This window comes from Gelidibacter sp., assembly GCF_039916245.1.
Classification (GTDB): domain Bacteria; phylum Bacteroidota; class Bacteroidia; order Flavobacteriales; family Flavobacteriaceae; genus Gelidibacter.
Window position 1 is genome coordinate 23,776 of record NZ_JBDSLS010000051.1, and the last position, 17,873, is coordinate 41,648.

Here is a 17,873-nt window from a genome sequence, read left to right on the forward strand (position 1 = left end):
GTTGCTAAATTACTTAAAGGTTTTTTGATTAATGATTTTCGCTGATTGGTGTTTTTATGTCTCGCAGATTACGCTGATTTTTGCTGATTTTATTGGAGTCAATACGCTTTCTTTTGAAGCATCTCGCTTTATCTTTTAATTTTTTGACACTAATTTCACGGATTTTCACAAATTCTCTCATTACCTGAAAAAATGTTGCTTTAAATTACTTACTACATTTCACAAATGGAACAGACGTTTACCCATAGGTATTAAGTTTCATTATTTAAGTACTTCTGCGTAGATCAACACGATCTGTGGTAAACCTATTTTTTAAATATTTCTCCACTTTCCGCGGGAGAGTTTTTCGAAATTAATAGTTTATACAATATCGGCTGCACCACAAACGAGATCAACATCGCCGCAAGAATCCCAATAATTGAGATCGTTGCTAAAGAATGCAATGCTGGATGTTTTGCGAAAATCAATACCCCAACCCCCAAAATCGTGGTTAAAACCGATAGAATAATGGATGTTTTATGTGTTGCCATCGACGACGTTCCTGTCAGCATACCATTGGTCATAAAAATACTGTAATCTACACCCAATCCAAAAATAAAGGTGGAAATGATAATATTAAAAATATTGAATTCTAGATATAATAATCCCATAATTCCGATCGTGACAAACCAAGTTATGATAATTGGGATGACAGTTACGAGTGTCAATTTTAGATTTCTATAGAACAAAAACAACAACAGAAGCACCGCAATAAAACAATAGAATAACAGATTATTGAAATCATTTTTGAGATGTCCAAGAAGGGTTTCATTCATGGCTTGACGGTCAATAACCAGTGTGTTTTGTGCATCTTTAAAGGCGTTTTTGACCTCTTGAATATTTGCCTCATCAACATTTACGACTGATGAAATGGTCATGAAATTTCCATCCTTAGCAATAAAATCGTCAATAGGGACGACGTTGATTTCTTTGTATTCGTTAATAGTTAAAGGCTGAAACTCATGATCCAAAAGCGAATAAAACTCGTGAAAAGTGGCCGGTTTAAATCCGAACTTATTACCATTTTCAATCAAATTGATCTGAGTTTGTGCTTTGATCTCTGGAGTCCAGAATCGTTCCCAAGTTTGTATGGCTACTTTTTGTTTTTTATCCGAAGTTACCAAGGCACCAACCGAATTGAAGCTTAAGATATTTTGATTTTTTTCTAAATTTTGGAGCTTGTTGAATATGCCATCATTGGTTTCCAATACGTCTTGTTCATTGGTTCCAAAGGCAATCACGTACAATGATTTCGAAGAGATATTGATCAATTTGTCCAATGCCGCTTCCGCAGATTTAATAGCTTCTGGTTGAAAATTGAGCTTCGAAATATCTTTATTAAACGTTACGCGATGATAGGTAAAAGCACTTAAAATAAGAAAAGCGACGATACTTCCAATCAGGATTTTGTTTTTATGGTACTGATAAGCCGCCATTTTGTCAATGAATGATGTTTTTGAAGTGTTTCTCGAAGTTCCTTTATAGGCTTGCGGAATAAAAATCAGTGCAAATACCGAAGCACCAAGCACACTTATGGCTGCAAAAACGCCCAAATCCTGCAGCGCTTGTGAATCTACAAACAGCAGACATAAAAATGCCATTGCTGTTGTTAAACTGCTCATTAAAATGGGTTTTGAAACGCCTTCAAAAAGTTGTTCGATCGTTTCATTGTTTCGGATATGGGTTAGGATATGCAGAGAATAGTCTAAAGTGACGCCTAAAAGCACGGCACCAATTCCCAAAGATATCGCAGAAATTTCAGAACGTATGACTGATAAAATTGCAATAGCCAAAAGTCCAGCTAAAAGTGTTGGCACAAATAAAATTATCGGAATGGTCAGTTTTCTATAAAACACAATAAAAACGCTCATGAGTAAAATCATGGCAATCGTGACCGTTAACTGAATATCGCTTTTAATTTGTTGTGCATTGGCAACAGCGATAAGTGTCCCACCAAAATAGGAGCTTGTCACTTTATCTTTAAAAACACCATTTAGATCGTCTCGCAGTTGGTAGAGTTGTTGTGAAAACAGACCGTTTTCTGTAGTATTATTACTGGGATATTTTGGAGTGATAAACAATAATAAATGCTGTTCGTCTTTACTGACCAAAAAACCGTCTTTAAGTGTGAAATCATCCGAAATGCCGAGTTGTTGCAAATGTTGTATGGCCATTATTGAAATTCCCAACGGATCTTTGATGATGGTTTTTTTTGCCACAATTCCCGAAGGGGAAATCAAGGTTTTATAATTGTTCTCTGTGATTTTGGCAATTGAATCGGATTGTAATTTGTTTGAAATGTTTTTATAATCTGCATCTTTTAAAAAAATCGGGGCATTGTTATAGACAAAATCCAAGGTTTCAAAAATAGCTTCATCTTCAATCTTGCCTTGAATGTCTACTATAAATTGATTGGAATGTTCAGACAATGAATCTAAAAATCGCGTGGCATAATCCGTCAAATCATCGGTAGAACCATTTTTTTCTCTTTGGATATTGACGATGATTTTATCTGCGAATTGAACGGTTTTTAGGACTTTCTGAAGTTGCTCGTTTTCGGAATTGGTAGGAATTAGTTTGGAGATATCTTCATCAAACTTAAGCGTTGAAGCCATCCAAATAAGAACTCCAAAAATCATGACCAAAGCAATCCTAGATAGGGATTTATGCTTTTGGATCAGGTAGTAAGAATTGAGAAAAAATCTAGCCATGAGTCAGTACTTTTTTCCTGTCAATTATTGAGAAAAACAAATAGCCTAATACACCAAAAACCAATGCGCTCGACGTTGAAAGGACAACGCTACCTACAAGGTAAGATTCCAAGTGTTTCATCAAATCAAAATTTTTTTGAATGCCTTCCAAGGTGTAGTGAGATTCGATACCCAATACCCAATTGCCAGTTTGCAAACTCAGCAAAAGTACGAAAGGAATAAATGGAGGAAAGCTGATATTCGAAAATGCAAAGGCAATCACCTTATTCAGTTTTAGCAAAATGGCCAAGAAGATTACAATCACAGAGTGAAAGCCCCAAAGCGGCGACAAGCCTATAAAAACTCCTAAGGAAATAGACAGCGCCTTCTTTTTTGGTGAGTCTTGGTTTCCTAAAAAATCTTCAAGAAAAAATCGCTTTAAGCCTTTTTTTTTTAATCTGCGGAAGAAATTCCGTGGCGTGATATAAAATAATCTTAAGAGTAAAAACCAGATGTAAAGCACCACCATTCTGCCAATATCCATAAATGGTCGGAAATGAGACACACGCTCTTTCATGTCGTAGAGGATATCAATAGGCACGTGTCCAATTGCAATCCCTGCCCAATAGGATTTGACGATGACTTCAATTTCGAATTCAAATTTTTTGGTAGACTTCATGAATTTGATGTGGTCGATAGCCTTGATTGGATACAAACGAAATCCTGACTGAGAATCTTCAAGTTTCAGTCCTGTGGCGGCTTTCATCCAAAAGGTGGATACCCGATTACCTTTCGCGCTCCGTGCCAAAACATCGGCAGTATTCATGTTGCGATCGCCAATCATCAGCATATTTTTATTTTCTGAAGCATCAAGGGCTTCAATAAAATTTGGGATATCTGAAGGAAAATGTTGACCATCCGTATCTAATGTGATCGCGTAATTGAAGCCTAAATTAACAGCATGCTTAAAACCGATTTTCAAGGCGTGTCCTTTTCCAGTGTTTTTAGCCTGATGGAGCTGAACAATTTGGGGATAATTTTTTAGAATTTCAGACGTGGTATCGGTTGAGCCATCGTTGACGATAATGATATCCTCAGTGAATTCCAAAACGCCATCCAAAACGCGAGCCAAGGTGTTGGGATTGTTGTAAGTGGGCATGACCACGCAACAGCGATAAGATTTTATTTTGGATTGAATTTCAGGGAGCGTCATGAATTGAAACTGCAATTATCGTTTTACAAATGTAACATTACATTTCAATACTGCTGTTCCGTCTTCAAAAGAAGTGGTGTTTTTCACTTTAATATGTTGATCATCTTCCTGAAATGTGATATTAAATTTTAAGATGGCATTTACATTGGGATCTACCAAGCTTATAAACTTCACATTAGAAGCTGATGACAAAAACAAGGATTGGTTGAGCTGATTTTCTGTCAGTTCCTTAATGATCTGGAGCATTGTTACTCCGGGTGTGACAGGAAAGTTTGGAAAATGGCCTTCAAAAATGGGGTGTTCTTTATTTATCCTAACAGTGGCCCCAAAAGAATGTGCTTCAAGAGATTCAGATGTTAGGACAGTGTAGAAGTTTTTTAGTAGCATAGGGGGTTTTGTCTTTATCGCTTCTTTATTTTCTCTCGCAGAGGCGCAAAGATTCTCTGCGACTTTGCGTGCTATTAATTAATGAAATTAGCATCAGAAACCTCGGTATTCAGTTTTCTGTTATGAAAGGTAATTATAGTATAATCATCATTCGGCTCCATTAATTTAACTTCTTCGACCTCCGCAGTAGCATTGGAAAATGTCAATTCAAAAGACGCTATAAACTTTTTCATGCGTTTATCTTTTGGTATGAATTTCACTAAAAACCCGCGACCGTATTTAAAATACTCCAAATCAAATTGAGACTCGTCAAACATATCGCCTTTAATGCTATTGACAATCAAAGAATTCAAGCTTCTGAACATTTTATTGGAACCCAAATCGATATTTTGTTTCTTACCTTCATTGTTAACAAGCAGTTGATCATCTTTAAAAATAGCGACATTTAAATAAGGTTTTACATATTCCCATCGCACTAAATTAGGGGCTTTAAACACTAATTTTCCTTCTGAAGTAATCACATTATCGAAAACGAATATATGTTTTGTTTGCGTAAAATCACTGACAATGGTCTTTGTATTCTGTGCTGTTTTTTGAACTTTAGCTTTAAAGCCCTGTTGTTCAGATGCCAATAACTTGGTTTGGGAAATTCCGCTGAAGGCAAAACTAAGTGCGAATGCGAAAAGAAGTATAAAGTGTTTATTTTTCATTGAGAAGTTCATTTATGGTCACAGATTGATAATCCTGTTTTTGGAGGAATTGCAATAAATGTTCCAAAACAAGCAAAACATTAATTTGTTTGTCATGTAACAAGATTATAGAACCAGGCTGTATCTGTTTTGTAATGTTTTTGACAATGTGTTTTGGGTTTTTGATAATCGTATCATACGACCTAATGTTCCAACCAATCACATCATGTTCTGTAACTTTCAAAGCCTTTGCCAATTTGGGCGTGGTCACTCCAAAAGGCGGCCGAAATAGCGTAGTTTTTTTAGCAATGATTCTCTGAATGGAATTGTCAGTTTGCTTGATTTCATTCATCCAGTTTTCTGTAGAATTAAAGTCGATCATCACATCATGGGAAAACGAATGATTTCCGATAGCATGCCCGTTTTCTGAAATCACTTTCAGAATCTCAGGATGTTTTTCAATGTTTTTGCCAATGCAGAAAAAGGTGGCTTTTGCATTATAACGCTTCAGAATTTTTAAAATTTCTAAAGTGAATTTCGAGTTTGGGCCATCATCAAAAGTAATCGCGATTTTTTTCTCCTTTATATTCTTTTTTGATGTGAAAGCCTTCAAATAAAAATTCCAACTCATGGAAAATGAACCCATGGCCATTATTAAAAACCAAGTTATAATCAGAACAAAATACCACCATAATGCAATCCCTATTAATGTATCTAGGCTTACCAAAAGTAAGAATAATCCACACGCTGAAAACGTTGTGATTTTAAGATTTTTCATCGTTTCAGCAAGATAAAGCTATGATCGCGACCTTTAAATTGGTTATAAAGTAAAATAGTGTTGATTTTAGGTTTTGCAGTTCCTTTATAAATTAAGGGTTTCGGTATTTCCTGACGGTTAAGGATTTCACAAGCTGCCCATAATCCGAAGGGAGAAGCAGTATAAAATTCACCACTTAAATGTTTGTAATGGAGTTGAGAAATGTCATTGAAATGTGTTGCAACCTCCTCATAATAACTGTCAAAAACATCTCCATTTCTTCCTAGTATTAAGACGTCAATGTCTAATGAATTAATAGTATTACGTTCTAAAAAGTATTTTAAATTTTTTTGAATAATTTCTTCAGAAGCTGTACTGCAAACCTCCATGTCCACCAATTGAATGGCATTTTTTTTTGTTTCTGAAGACATCACAAAAAAAGAGGCACCTTCACTAAAGGGCACTTGGATTCCAATAGATTCAGCATCCTCCATCATTCGTATGTAATGGATCATTTCCTTGCCCAATTCATCAACACCACCAACCAAAATATTATGTGCTTCTTCTTGTAATAGCAATTGTGCGTCTAAAAGGGCCGATTCAAAAGACAAAGCAGCATGAGCGTAAGTGCTATTATAGGCTTTACATTGGAGTCCCAAAGCAATTTGTGCACCAATGGTATTGTGTGTAGATTGGATAAAGGCAGTGGGTGTTAAAAACTCTTCATCGTTGGCAATAATGTTGTTCAAAAACTTCTCAGTATCCTCAAGACACCCCATTCCCGTTCCGGTAATAATGGCATCAGGTTGTTTTAAGTTGGCTTTTTCAAGTGCTTTACTTGCTGCAGTAACGCCCAATTTAACTGCTGTTGCCATACGTCTTGATGCTGCTGGGGAGATATAGTCTTTGTAATTTGGGTACTGTGCAGGAAACGTTTTTCCTGATATTTCTATGATATCATCCAAAAATCCTTCGGAGTCAAAAGTATGTTGAGCCGAAATACATGCTGCGCTATGGATGAATATTTTTTTCATGCCTTTGAAAAAATGAGCGTGGAACAATTGCCACCAAATCCGAAGGAGTTTGACAACACATGTTGCAACTCTTTTTTGACGACTGAAGTCACTGGTTTTAGACCAGTTTCTGGCATTACTGTTTTAAAATTCAGATTAGGGAAAACAGTCTGCTCTTGTAATGCTAAAACAGAAAATACTGCTTCTACTGCACCTGCAGCAGCTAGAGTATGTCCTGTAAACGACTTTGTGGAACTAAAATGTGGAACATTTTCTCCAAAAACACGTTGAATAGCGATGCTTTCAGAAAAATCATTGTTGGGGGTTGCCGTACCATGAGCATTGATATAATCGATTTGTCCCGGATTTAATTCAGCCATTTTCAAGGCTTTTTGCATGGCTAAAAATGCGCCTTCTCCATTTTCAGAGGAAGCGGTTTGATGAAATGCATCATTGGCATTGCCATAACCGGAAAGATAGGCGAATACCTCTTTCTTTTCTTTTTGAACCACAGCGTCCGATTCCAAAACCAAATAAGCTGCTGCTTCTCCTAAATTCAAGCCTTTACGATCCGCATCAAAAGGTGCACAAAGTGCATCCGATTGGATCATTAAAGTTTTGAATCCGTTGATGGTAAATTTTGACAATGCATCTGTGCCACCTACGACGACACGATCTAGTTTTCCAGCCTTAATTAAGCGTGCGCCAAGCATAATCGCATTAGCCGCAGAGGAACAGGCCGTACTAATCGTTGTTGCGAATTCTGTAATGCCAAGAGCATCCGCAATTTTTTGAGTAGAAATGCCCGCATGATGGGTTTGAATGTATTTCTGGACGTCTGCGTTTGTTGCAAATTGCTTTAAATAAAGCTCCGTCATATCCATGCCACCAACGGTTGTGGCAGATATAATACCTGTTCTATATTCTGAAATAGTAGTGATGTTGGAATTTTTAAGTGCTGCTTTTGCGGCGAAAAGTCCCAACAATCCTGTTCTTGTATAATTGTGGTCTTGGTCAAGATGTAATTGCTTTGTTAATTCCGAATTGGAAAACGAAACTTCGCCAACTTTTATGAGCTCAGAGTGTTTGGTTTGAATATGTTTTAAGGTGCCAACGCCACTTTTTGAAGCCAATAAAGAGGCTCTATTGTCTTCAATGGAATGGCCAATTGCAGAAATAATACCCATTCCGGTAATTGCAACGCCCATACTTTTGGTGTTATTTTCCTCTATTGTCTGCAATATAATCTGCCAAAACAGCGATAGATTTAAAGATTTCTTTACCTTCTTTCGGGTCGGTCAATTGGATGCCGTAGTCTTTATCCAACATGACAATAAGTTCCAAGGCATCAATGGAATCCAGTCCCAATCCATTGCCAAAAAGTGCATCATCATCTGCAATATCGGCAACTGTGAATTCTTCCAAATTCAGTTGCTCTATAATCTTTTCCTTTAATTCCAGTCTTAGTTCTGTCATGATTTGTATAATCTCTTAATTTCATTAGGGCTATGTGCAATAGTACCATTTTCTTCTACCAAATATATGAAAGCTTCATAGTTATTCTCGTCAAAATCGACCCAGCCACAAAGGACTTTTTCGGCTTTTTTCGACTTCAATAAGCTTTCCGCATGGAGCCATAAATGATTTGCATCAAAGGTGTCAAAGATAAAAAAACAATTTTCAGAATGAAGCTGATGTTTGATACTAATTTCGCCAATGCAAATATTAGGTAAGGTATAGACAAATACCGATGGACTTGGAAAGAAGTTATCGGCCTCGCTGATGGAGTCTTGATATTTTCTATCGGTATCAAGGCTGGACGCTCTATTGGATAATAGGATAGCAATATTGTTTTCTTTATCAGAAGGTAATTTGGCATGGTTCAACACTACATCGGACGCCAAAAAAGCCATTTTGCTCAAGTTGTCCATTTTATAGAATTTGGAATACTTGGTTTCCAAATGTTGCGAAGCACTTTTTATAAATGCCGAAAATTCCGCAATTGCACTTATGAATAACGTATTTCCATTAAGAGATACACGGCTGTCTTTAATGTGGCAATAGGATGATATGTGATGTGTTTTTTCCAAAAATTCTTATTTTTTTTTACAAACCAACATCGTGTGGTATTGACCAAGGATTAAATCTTCCTTAATGGTCAATCCAGATTTAGATATCAATTCTTCAAAAACTGACGACGTATACATTTTACTGTTGCCATTCGCCATAACCGTAAAATACAACGATGTGGCTTCTAAGATAAATTTTGACATCGGATATTCCTGACGATCGGTAAAAGTTTCGATGATGATCAATTCGGTGTCGGCATTCATAGAGGCGACACAAGTGGATAGGATTGTAATAATTTCATCTTCCGAAAAACAATCTAAAAACTGACTCATCCAAATCACATCGGCACCATTAGGAATATGTGGATTTGGTTTCAGCCAATCAATCTCTTGTTCGCTGATTCGATTTTCGAAACCTGCATCACTGATGTTTTTTATGGCTTTGTTCAATTGCCCAGGTAAATCGATGATTTTTACCTGAATGTTTTCGTCGTATTTAAAACATTGCAAGGCAAATTTTCCAGTGTTACCGCCAATGTCAAAAAGGAGTCTTGGCTGATTTTTAAAAACACGTTTTAAGGCATCTTCAAAAATGCCGTCAGAATAAAAATGGTCAAACTCAAACCACGATTGTTGCTCTTTTGGCGTTAACTTCGAAAGACCTTCGTAAATGGTATCCCATTGTCCAAGCTCCTTGAGTCCTGAGGGTTTGCCCGTTGCAATAGCTTCATCTAAATGAAATAAGCCTTTGTAGCAAACGTCATGTGTGAAGTTGAGATTGACGCTGACGGCTTTATTATAATTCAGGAAGTAACCGGTTTTGGTAAGTTCGTAGGTTCTTTTTTCAGATTTACAAACGATATCGGCACTTTCAGAAAATTCGAGAAGTACACCAAGTCCGTAGAGCGGGATGGATAGTTTTTTTGCAATCTCCTCGATGGTAAGACCACCTTCATGACGGCTATTAAAAATTAAGTCAAATACGCCCAACTTTTTTAAAGTCACCGAAGATTGGAAAATAAATGGTGCGAAAGCTATTTTTTGTGCTTCCAATAAGGCATCTGCAGCTCTAATTGTTTTGTTGGTCATACTTCGTTAGGATACTTTTCTGAAAAGTGCTGCCGTGTTGCAACCTCCAAATCCAGATGCGGTTTTTAAGAACGTTCTTAATTCTTTTGATGTTGTTTTTGTGATAATATTGAGCGGTTGTGAAACGCCTAAATTTTCAAATCCTGCGGAGGATATCAAAGTATTTTGATTTAAGGATTGCATGCCAATAATCGTTTCCAGTAAACCTGATGCGCCCAAAGTGTGACCAAAATAACCTTTTAAACTGTTCAAGGGTGTATGGTTTAATCCTAATCTGTTAAAGGCAATGGCTTCCATTTCGTCATTGAATACAGTAGCAGTTCCGTGCGCTGAAATATAATCGATGTCGCTTGAATTGATATTTGCCTCTTTTAGGGCTGATTTGACACATCTATACAAGCCTTCTCCAGTGCGTGAAGGCCCAGAAATATGATTCGCATCGTTACAGCTGGCATCACCCAAAACTTCCACGGCATCTTCAGAGAGATGATTAATTTTTGAAGTGACCAGAACACTTGCAGCTACTTCTCCTAAATTAATTCCGGTGCGCTCCAGGTCATAAGGTTTGCAAACAGTATTACTCAAGGCTTGAAACGAGTTGAAGCCCGAGAGTACAAAATCAGAAACCAAATCTCCGGCTACTAAAAATACATGGTCGTAAATACCTTCTTGAATATAGCGTTTTGCGATGGCAACTGATAGAATGCCAGAAACACAGGCATTAGATACAACGATAGCGTCATTCTCAAAACCAAAGTAATCTTTGATGACGGTTCCGAGTTGGCCTAAATATGCCCGCTCTTTTGGAAATTGGCTACGTTTATCTAAAACATCAATATTGCCTTTTGTGGTAGAAATAATGAAACCGACGCGATCATTGAATTTAATTCCTGAAGATTTGATCGTTTTTGAGAGTGACAAAATCATCATTTTCTCTAAACGTGTGTGGTCATTTTGTGATTCAATCGATTTGAAAGCCGTTTGTAAAGTTTCTGTTAAAATTACGCTTCCAAAAAAGGGTTTATAAAAACGGGATGCGTCTTGCACTAATTGAATTCCACTTCCTTCGTTTTTGAGATTTTCAAAAACACTAAGTGTGTCGAATCCTAAAGCGGATGTGATATTATTATATGACAGATAACATTTAGTCATGCTGTAAGCCATGTTTTTCCTTCCAAGATCTATAAAAATCTGGAAGATTTAATGACATCACTCCAGTTTTAAAATTGGTAAATACCTGTGTGGTTTCACCAGTGCAAACGGTTTGACCAGCTTCATTTTTGATAAGATAGGAGAATATCAGTTTGGCAGCGCGAGAATTTATGTAAGTGGTTTCAATAATGGCTACCTCTCCATATCTTAATGGCAATTGGTGTTCTGATGACATTTTTACGATGGGTGCGGCAAAACCATGGCTTTCCACATCCAAATAGGTCAGACCAAACTCACGACCAAAAGCCTCACGGCCATCTTCAAAATATTTGATATAATGTCCATGCCAAACAATTCCTAAAGAATCAACTTCATTAAAGCGCACCCTGATTTGATGTGTAGATTTTAGCGACGATTCCGGTTGATCTGAATTTTTCATTCTGCTTTGAGAACAGTATTTATTTCGGCATTGGCAATTTCAACGCCATTGATAAAGGTAGAAAGTTTTACAGTGCTCATATGCATGATTTCATGAATAATGGACACTTCTGTTTTTAAAACGGCATCTACTTTTGGTAACCTTTGAATATTTAATTTTTTGATAGAAGCGATAAACCCTTCTTTTGCAGGATTATTTTCAGAATGGTTTTTAAATCCAGAGTATAATGCAGCCGCTTGTGCCATGTGCTCAATCAAGCCGGTTTCTGAAAATCCGTCATTGTCAACATACAGATTATCCTTCAAAATAGTAAAACCAACGGTTGCTTTACCATCAACAAATTCTAATAATGAATTGACCATAATTATGGGTTCACGATGTGGTAATAACATTTTTATACTTGTTATGTCTGTTATGGGAAGTTTCAATGTTTTCATTTTTTGTCGCCCCAAAAATCATAAAAATTAAACCATTGCAAAGGATATTTTTTAACCATCTCCTCGACGTTTTCTGTGTATTTTTTCAATAAATCCTGTACGTCGCCTTTTTGGTTATCAATCCATTTGGCATATAAATGGTAATGACGTTTGGGTTCGCGCATCACATAAACGAACAAAACGGGTACTTTTAATCGGTTGGCCAAATAAAAAGGCCCTAAAGGGAATTTAGCGGTTTTACCCAATAGTGTTTCTTCCAAATATTTTGTATTGTCCATATAGCGGTCTCCCGCGATGCAAATAATTTTGTTTTTAGTCAATGCTGCATTAATTTCAAAAATATGCGACAAATCATCCTTAACAATAATAAAATGCGTTTCTTTTTTAACGTATTGTCCTAAATATACCTTGATGTCCTCATGATCTTGATCCGTCACGACAATGCTAATGGAATCTTTTGCCAAGCGTTCCTTGAAGAAATATTGTGCCAATTCAAAATTACCAATATGAGCACTGATAAGGATGCCACCTTTATTCATTTCTAAGACTTCCGAAATTTTGACTTCACCATCAAATTCGTAGGTATAATCACTTCGTAATCCAGAAGAGATGGCAATTTTATCAACCAAGGTTTGGCCAAAAGTATAATAGGTTTTGTAAATGCTGACCATGGTTTTAAAACGAGAATAGCCCATCCTCTTTCTGAAGTAAAAGCGTAAGCCTTTCACGTTTTTTCCTGAAAATAAGCAAAAATAGGGTACAGGAAGATGCATCAACGCATAAGCTGCATTGATGCCGAAATTCTTTATAAAGAACACAAAGACCTTAAAACCGAGAACAGTGCCTCTCGATTTTCCATCCCATTCTGCCATTCTAATTGTGAGGTTTAGCCTTATGAATAAAGCGAATTATTAAAGGCACAAATTTACACGAATTTTTCGGTTCTGAAATTCACTGATCATTTAGTGTACGCCCCCACTGATGCTGATCACTTCCCCAGTGATATAAGACGCTTTTTTTGACGCTAAGAAAGCGACTAAATGCGCAACTTCTTCCGGGTCTCCAAATCTATTCGCAGGAATCATCTTTTTCAGGGTTGCTTCATCAAGTCCTTCTGTCATGTCTGTTCTGATAAAACCGGGAGCTACAGCATTAACAGTAATATTGCGTTTGGCAACTTCCATCGAAAGTGATTTTGTAGCGGCAATAATGGCACCTTTAGCAGCCGAATAATTGGTTTGTCCTGAAACGCCTTTGAGTCCAGAAATAGATACCATATTAATAATGCGCCCATAGCGGTTCAATAGCATTTTTTCTATAAGATGATTGGTCACGTTGAAGAACCCGTTGAGATTGGTATTGATCACATCATTCCATTGTTGAGGCTTCATCCACATAAAGAGTCCGTCGTTGGTAATTCCTGCATTGTTTACCAATACTTCAATGATGGCGCCAGAATGTTGCTCCTGCCATGCGTTTAGAGATGTTTGGACGTTTTCAAAGTTGGACACATCAAATTGAATGGTTTGGCCCGAACCACCAGCAGCTTCAATCTGCTTTAGAGTTTGAAGAGCAGCTTCTTTATTCTGATTATAATTGATGATAATATGATATTCCGAATCCTTTGCAAGCTGGATGCAAATAGCTTTTCCGATGCCTCTAGAACCTCCGGTAATTAGGGCGTATTTAGTTTGTTTAGGCATTTTTATTATTGGCTTTTTGTTTCCCGCAGATTTTGGCAGAATGCTTCTGCGTTAATCTGCGATATCTGCGAGAAATTTTATTTACACTGATCCATAAGAAATTTCTTCACCGCATTCACATAAGGATACATCACTATGTCCTCCTTAAAGTTAGGAACAATAGCTCGAATATCATCAAACATCGCTCTCGTTTTGGATGTGACTTGGTTTTTTACATCTAAATATTCAATAGCCTGCACAATAGTGATTAATTCAATGGCTAACACTTCGTAAGCGTTTTCAATTACTTTTTTGGTAATCAAAGCAGCGTTGGTTCCCATGCTTACAACATCCTGATTGTCGTTATTATTAGGGATACTATGCACATACATTGGGTTGGACAACATTTGGTTTTCTGCCGTAGTTGAGGTGGCCGTAAATTGAACGCCCTGCATTCCAAAGTTCAATCCGAGTTTCCCAAGGTTGACAAATGGAGGCAAGATTTTATTAAGATTTGGATTTAATAAATAATTTAATTGGCGTTCTGCTAACATAGAAGTCTTCGTCACAACCAATTTTAATTTGTCCATTTCTAAGGACACATAATCGCCATGAAAATTTCCGCCGTGGTATACATTTTTGTTTTCAACATCGACAATAGGGTTATCATTTGCCGAATTCACTTCTTCAATCAAAATAGTTTCTGCAGTATTTAGAGTATCCAATACAGGGCCTAAAATTTGTGGCACGCAACGCAAGGAGTAATATTCTTGCACTTTGTCTTCAAAAACAGTAACGTTTTCAATATCATTATATAAATGGTGTTCACGTTTTTTTATCAACGTGCTATTTTTTAAATGTTCACGCATGAGTTTGGCAATTTCCCGCTGACCCTTATGTTTTTTAGATTGATTTAATTCAAATGACAAGTGATCGTCATAAGCCTTGACAATTTCATTGATTGCCGAAGATGCAGTAATCATCCAATTTAAAAGCTGTCTGGTAAAAATAATATTGACAATTCCAATTCCTGTCATCACGGAAGTTCCATTCATAAGGGCTATTCCTTCACGAAGTTCAATGATGATGGGCTTTAAATTTTCCTTTTTAAATACATCTTCAGTTCTGCACTTTTGATCTTTATACATTACTTCCCCTTCACCAATCAACACTAAAGCTAGATGTGCCAATTGCACTAAATCACCACTGGCCCCAACACTGCCATGTTCGTATATAACGGGTGTAATATCTTTGTTGATCAATTGTACCATCAGATCAATAACAGATTTGTGGACTCCAGAATTCCCTAGGCATAGCGTATTCAGCCTCGCTAACATGGAGGCTTTGACATATAACGACGGAATGGGATTTCCAGTTCCTGAGGCATGACTTCTTATAAGATTATATTGAAGCTGTTTGCGTTCGGAATCTTCAATTTTATATTGAGCCATGGGGCCAAAGCCTGTGTTGACACCATAAATGATTTTATTTTCTGAAAATGCCTTTAAAAACTCGAAGCTTTTTTCAACAGTTTCAAGGACATTTTTGTCAATTTGAATCAATTGGTTTTCAAATAAAACTTTTTGAAAATCTTTGATTCCTAGGGTTCCGTTAAGTGTTAACATTTAGAGTGGGTTCACAATGTTTTTTAAATCGTTCTATAACCAGGAGGGAAAGTGATTATTTTTGCGCTACAAATGTAAAGTAATAAATCATTTAAATCCATTTGAGGTATGAAGGATGTTCATGTTGATGTTTTGATTATAGGTGCTGGCCCTTCAGGTTGTGTTGCGGCTGCTTATTTACAAAAACAAGGTATAAATGTAAAAGTTGTGGAGAAAAGTGTTTTTCCGCGATTTGTGATTGGCGAAAGTTTGCTGCCCAGATGTATGGATCATTTTGAAGAAGTGGGTTTGTTGGATTGCTTGATCGCTCAAAATTTTGAGATTAAAAATGGCGCGCGATTTATAAGAGGAGAAACTATCTGTGAATTTGACTTTGCTGAAAAACATACCAAAGGCTATGATTGGACCTGGCAGATGCCGAGAGCTGATTTTGATTATGCCTTGACAGAAGAGTTGAAAAAACAAGGCGTTGACATTGTATTTGAACAAGAAGTTGTGGCGGTTGACTTTAAGGAAGATGGTTCATCACAAACCACAATAAAGATCAAAAATAATGATGAATATAGAGTGTATGCTAAATTTGTCATTGACTCCAGTGGCTACGGAAGGGTTTTGCCGCGACTGTTAAAACTCGACAAACCTTCGTCAATTCCTGAGCATTCGTCAATATTCAGTCATGTTAAGGAGCTTGACCGACCGAAAGGAACAGAGGGCACCTTTATCACGTTTGATGTACTCGATACCGATACTTGGTTTTGGGTCATTCCTTTTAGTAATGGCAATACTAGTATTGGGTTTGTTGGTAAAACAGACTTTATTGATAGTTTTAAAGGCACATCTTCGGAGCGGTTGTCGCAAATGCTAAAAAAATCATCCTACTATTATGAACGATTTAAAGATGTTGACTTTTTATTTGAACCTAAAATTATCCAGAATTATTCAAAATCTGTCACACAACTTTACGGTAAGGGCTATGCCCTAACTGGAAATAGTGCAGAGTTTTTAGATCCGGTATTTTCGTCGGGAGTTACTTTTGCCACAGAATCTGGTTTAAAGGCAGCAAAATTGATCACGAATGAATTAAAAGACATACCCGTCGATTGGGAAAAGGAATACTCAGAGTACATGAAAAATGGTGTTTCGGTATTTGCTTCCTATGTCAAGGAGTGGTATACTGGAAATTTACAGACCATCTTTTTTGATGGCGCAAACAATCAAGACATTAAAAGGCAAATATGTGCTGTTTTGGCCGGCTATGTCTGGGATGAAACCAATCCATTTGTAAAAAATCACGATAGATTAATCAAGACTTTAGCCAATATTATACGTTTGGAAAAGAAAGTACACAGACAAGAAGAAGCTCAATAAGATGTCCGTAAATTCTTGATATTGTTAGGATTGGTATTGGAGCTTATGCGTTTAATTATAGGCTAAACATTTTAAGAAGAATTATTATTCATTTTATCGTATGTTTTCTGCATTCTGACTAAAATACTAATGCGTAATTGTTTGCGTTATTAATTCTGGCTATTTTTAAACAAAAAAATACACGTGTTTAAGAGTGTGTCCAAAAAACACATATATGTGTCCAAAAAATACATATATTTGACTTAGCGGATTAACATCTAATTGAATTAGAGATACTGTATTTCGTCGGGTAATATTGCGTTTTACGGTGTTATTTTATTCCTTTTTAGGATGTGAACTCAGGTATTTTATACATTTACACTATAATGATTGTATATAACAAGAAAATTTTAGCCTCAGTCTTATTAATATTGATAAGTTTTATTTGTACGGCTGCTCAACGTGAGCAACTACCGCAGCCACGGCCGATGAATGTTCCTCCGCCAGGTTTTCCAATTGACAGTGGGCTCATAGTTTTATTCGTTGCCGCGATTGTATTCGGTGTTTATATGACCATCAAACTTTCTAAAAAATCAACTCAAGCTTAGATTTTAAGTTCATATAGTCTTTTAATATATTTCCCAAGAACATCAAATTCTAAATTCACTAGACTATTTTCTTTTAGATATTTAAAAGTGGTGTGCTCGTAAGTATAAGGGATGATGGCAACGCTAAATTCATTTTTTTTGCTGTTCACTACGGTTAAGCTTACGCCATTTACGGTAATGGAGCCTTTTTCAATAGTAATGTTGTTTAATGATGCATCATATTCAAAAGTAAACAACCAACTCCCATTTTGAAACTCAACAGATTTGCAAATTGCCGTTTGGTCCACATGTCCTTGTACAATATGCCCATCCAATCGTTCGCCAAGTTTCATCGCGCGTTCTAAATTAACTTGATCTTCAGTTTTTAGACTGCCTAAATTGGTTTTGCTCAACGTTTCTCTTATCGCCGTAACCGTATAATATGGAGCGTTTAAAGACGTTACCGTTAAGCACACCCCATTATGCGATACACTTTGATCTACCTTTAATTCATGTGTGAAATTGCTTTTCAATGTGATGTGAAGATTATCATCATCTTGTTCTAATTTTGTAATAACCCCTAAATCTTCAATGATTCCAGTAAACATATTGTCGAATAATTAGTTAAATTTGCATTTGTACAATGGTTTACAAAGAT

18 protein-coding genes are annotated in these 17,873 nt (G+C 36.6%); 1 reads left to right on the forward strand and 17 read right to left on the reverse strand.

Going from position 1 to position 17,873, the window contains the following annotated elements; all coding sequences use genetic code 11:
• Positions 1-305 precede the first annotated feature (305 nt).
• From ABIQ28_RS02610 to ABIQ28_RS02685, 16 genes are all read right to left on the reverse strand, one after another.
• Positions 306-2,750 (reverse strand): MMPL family transporter, encoded by a 2,445-nt coding sequence (locus ABIQ28_RS02610; RefSeq protein WP_348035193.1) that lies wholly within the window; start codon positions 2,748-2,750, stop codon positions 306-308.
• Positions 2,743-3,942 (reverse strand): DUF2062 domain-containing protein, encoded by a 1,200-nt coding sequence (locus ABIQ28_RS02615; RefSeq protein ID WP_348035194.1) that lies wholly within the window; start codon positions 3,940-3,942, stop codon positions 2,743-2,745. Before ABIQ28_RS02615 ends, ABIQ28_RS02610 begins: the two co-directional genes overlap by 8 nt.
• A 15-nt stretch (positions 3,943-3,957) precedes the next feature.
• A complete protein-coding gene (locus tag ABIQ28_RS02620) occupies positions 3,958-4,329 on the reverse strand; it encodes a 3-hydroxyacyl-ACP dehydratase (protein WP_348035195.1) in 372 nt (123 codons plus the stop codon).
• A 74-nt stretch (positions 4,330-4,403) separates the two neighbouring features.
• Positions 4,404-5,039 carry an outer membrane lipoprotein carrier protein LolA gene (locus tag ABIQ28_RS02625; RefSeq protein WP_348035196.1) on the reverse strand — a complete coding sequence of 212 codons (636 nt, stop codon included), beginning with the start codon at positions 5,037-5,039 and terminating at the stop codon, positions 4,404-4,406.
• On the reverse strand, positions 5,029-5,796 hold the full coding sequence (locus ABIQ28_RS02630; RefSeq protein ID WP_348035197.1) for a polysaccharide deacetylase family protein: 768 nt from the start codon (positions 5,794-5,796) through the stop codon (positions 5,029-5,031). The genes ABIQ28_RS02625 and ABIQ28_RS02630 overlap by 11 nt, the downstream gene beginning before the upstream one ends.
• The gene (locus tag ABIQ28_RS02635) at positions 5,793-6,809 is read right to left on the reverse strand and encodes a beta-ketoacyl synthase chain length factor (RefSeq protein WP_348035198.1); all 1,017 of its coding nucleotides are present in this window, start codon (positions 6,807-6,809) and stop codon (positions 5,793-5,795) included. Before ABIQ28_RS02635 ends, ABIQ28_RS02630 begins: the two co-directional genes overlap by 4 nt.
• The gene (locus tag ABIQ28_RS02640; RefSeq protein WP_348035199.1) at positions 6,806-7,996 is read right to left on the reverse strand and encodes a beta-ketoacyl-[acyl-carrier-protein] synthase family protein; all 1,191 of its coding nucleotides are present in this window, start codon (positions 7,994-7,996) and stop codon (positions 6,806-6,808) included. Before ABIQ28_RS02640 ends, ABIQ28_RS02635 begins: the two co-directional genes overlap by 4 nt.
• A gap of 10 nt (positions 7,997-8,006) precedes the next feature.
• Positions 8,007-8,264 carry a phosphopantetheine-binding protein gene (locus ABIQ28_RS02645; protein ID WP_348035200.1) on the reverse strand — a complete coding sequence of 86 codons (258 nt, stop codon included), beginning with the start codon at positions 8,262-8,264 and terminating at the stop codon, positions 8,007-8,009.
• Positions 8,261-8,878 (reverse strand): 3-oxoacyl-ACP synthase, encoded by a 618-nt coding sequence (locus ABIQ28_RS02650; protein WP_348035201.1) that lies wholly within the window; start codon positions 8,876-8,878, stop codon positions 8,261-8,263. Before ABIQ28_RS02650 ends, ABIQ28_RS02645 begins: the two co-directional genes overlap by 4 nt.
• A 6-nt stretch (positions 8,879-8,884) precedes the next feature.
• Positions 8,885-9,946 (reverse strand): methyltransferase, encoded by a 1,062-nt coding sequence (locus ABIQ28_RS02655; protein ID WP_348035202.1) that lies wholly within the window; start codon positions 9,944-9,946, stop codon positions 8,885-8,887.
• 6 nt (positions 9,947-9,952) lie between these two features.
• A complete protein-coding gene (locus ABIQ28_RS02660) occupies positions 9,953-11,098 on the reverse strand; it encodes a beta-ketoacyl synthase N-terminal-like domain-containing protein (protein ID WP_348035203.1) in 1,146 nt (381 codons plus the stop codon).
• A complete protein-coding gene (locus ABIQ28_RS02665) occupies positions 11,091-11,537 on the reverse strand; it encodes a thioesterase family protein (RefSeq protein ID WP_348035204.1) in 447 nt (148 codons plus the stop codon). Before ABIQ28_RS02665 ends, ABIQ28_RS02660 begins: the two co-directional genes overlap by 8 nt.
• Entirely contained in the window at positions 11,534-11,974 is a 441-nt protein-coding gene (locus ABIQ28_RS02670; protein WP_348035205.1) for a hypothetical protein, read from the reverse strand. Before ABIQ28_RS02670 ends, ABIQ28_RS02665 begins: the two co-directional genes overlap by 4 nt.
• On the reverse strand, positions 11,971-12,846 hold the full coding sequence (locus tag ABIQ28_RS02675; RefSeq protein ID WP_348035206.1) for a lipid A biosynthesis acyltransferase: 876 nt from the start codon (positions 12,844-12,846) through the stop codon (positions 11,971-11,973). Before ABIQ28_RS02675 ends, ABIQ28_RS02670 begins: the two co-directional genes overlap by 4 nt.
• Before the next feature lie 90 nt (positions 12,847-12,936).
• Positions 12,937-13,677 (reverse strand): 3-oxoacyl-ACP reductase FabG, encoded by a 741-nt coding sequence (fabG, locus tag ABIQ28_RS02680; RefSeq protein ID WP_348035207.1) that lies wholly within the window; start codon positions 13,675-13,677, stop codon positions 12,937-12,939.
• A gap of 77 nt (positions 13,678-13,754) precedes the next feature.
• Positions 13,755-15,281 carry an aromatic amino acid ammonia-lyase gene (locus ABIQ28_RS02685; RefSeq protein ID WP_348035208.1) on the reverse strand — a complete coding sequence of 509 codons (1,527 nt, stop codon included), beginning with the start codon at positions 15,279-15,281 and terminating at the stop codon, positions 13,755-13,757.
• 108 nt (positions 15,282-15,389) lie between these two features.
• Between ABIQ28_RS02685 and ABIQ28_RS02690 the strand changes: the two genes are divergently transcribed.
• A complete protein-coding gene (locus tag ABIQ28_RS02690) occupies positions 15,390-16,649 on the forward strand; it encodes an NAD(P)/FAD-dependent oxidoreductase (protein WP_348035209.1) in 1,260 nt (419 codons plus the stop codon).
• A 583-nt stretch (positions 16,650-17,232) separates the two neighbouring features.
• On the opposite strand, the gene ABIQ28_RS02695 is transcribed toward ABIQ28_RS02690, so the two are convergent.
• Positions 17,233-17,823, reverse strand: coding sequence for a riboflavin synthase (locus tag ABIQ28_RS02695; RefSeq protein WP_348035210.1), 591 nt, complete (start codon positions 17,821-17,823; stop codon positions 17,233-17,235).
• Between the last annotated feature and the right edge of the window lie 50 nt (positions 17,824-17,873).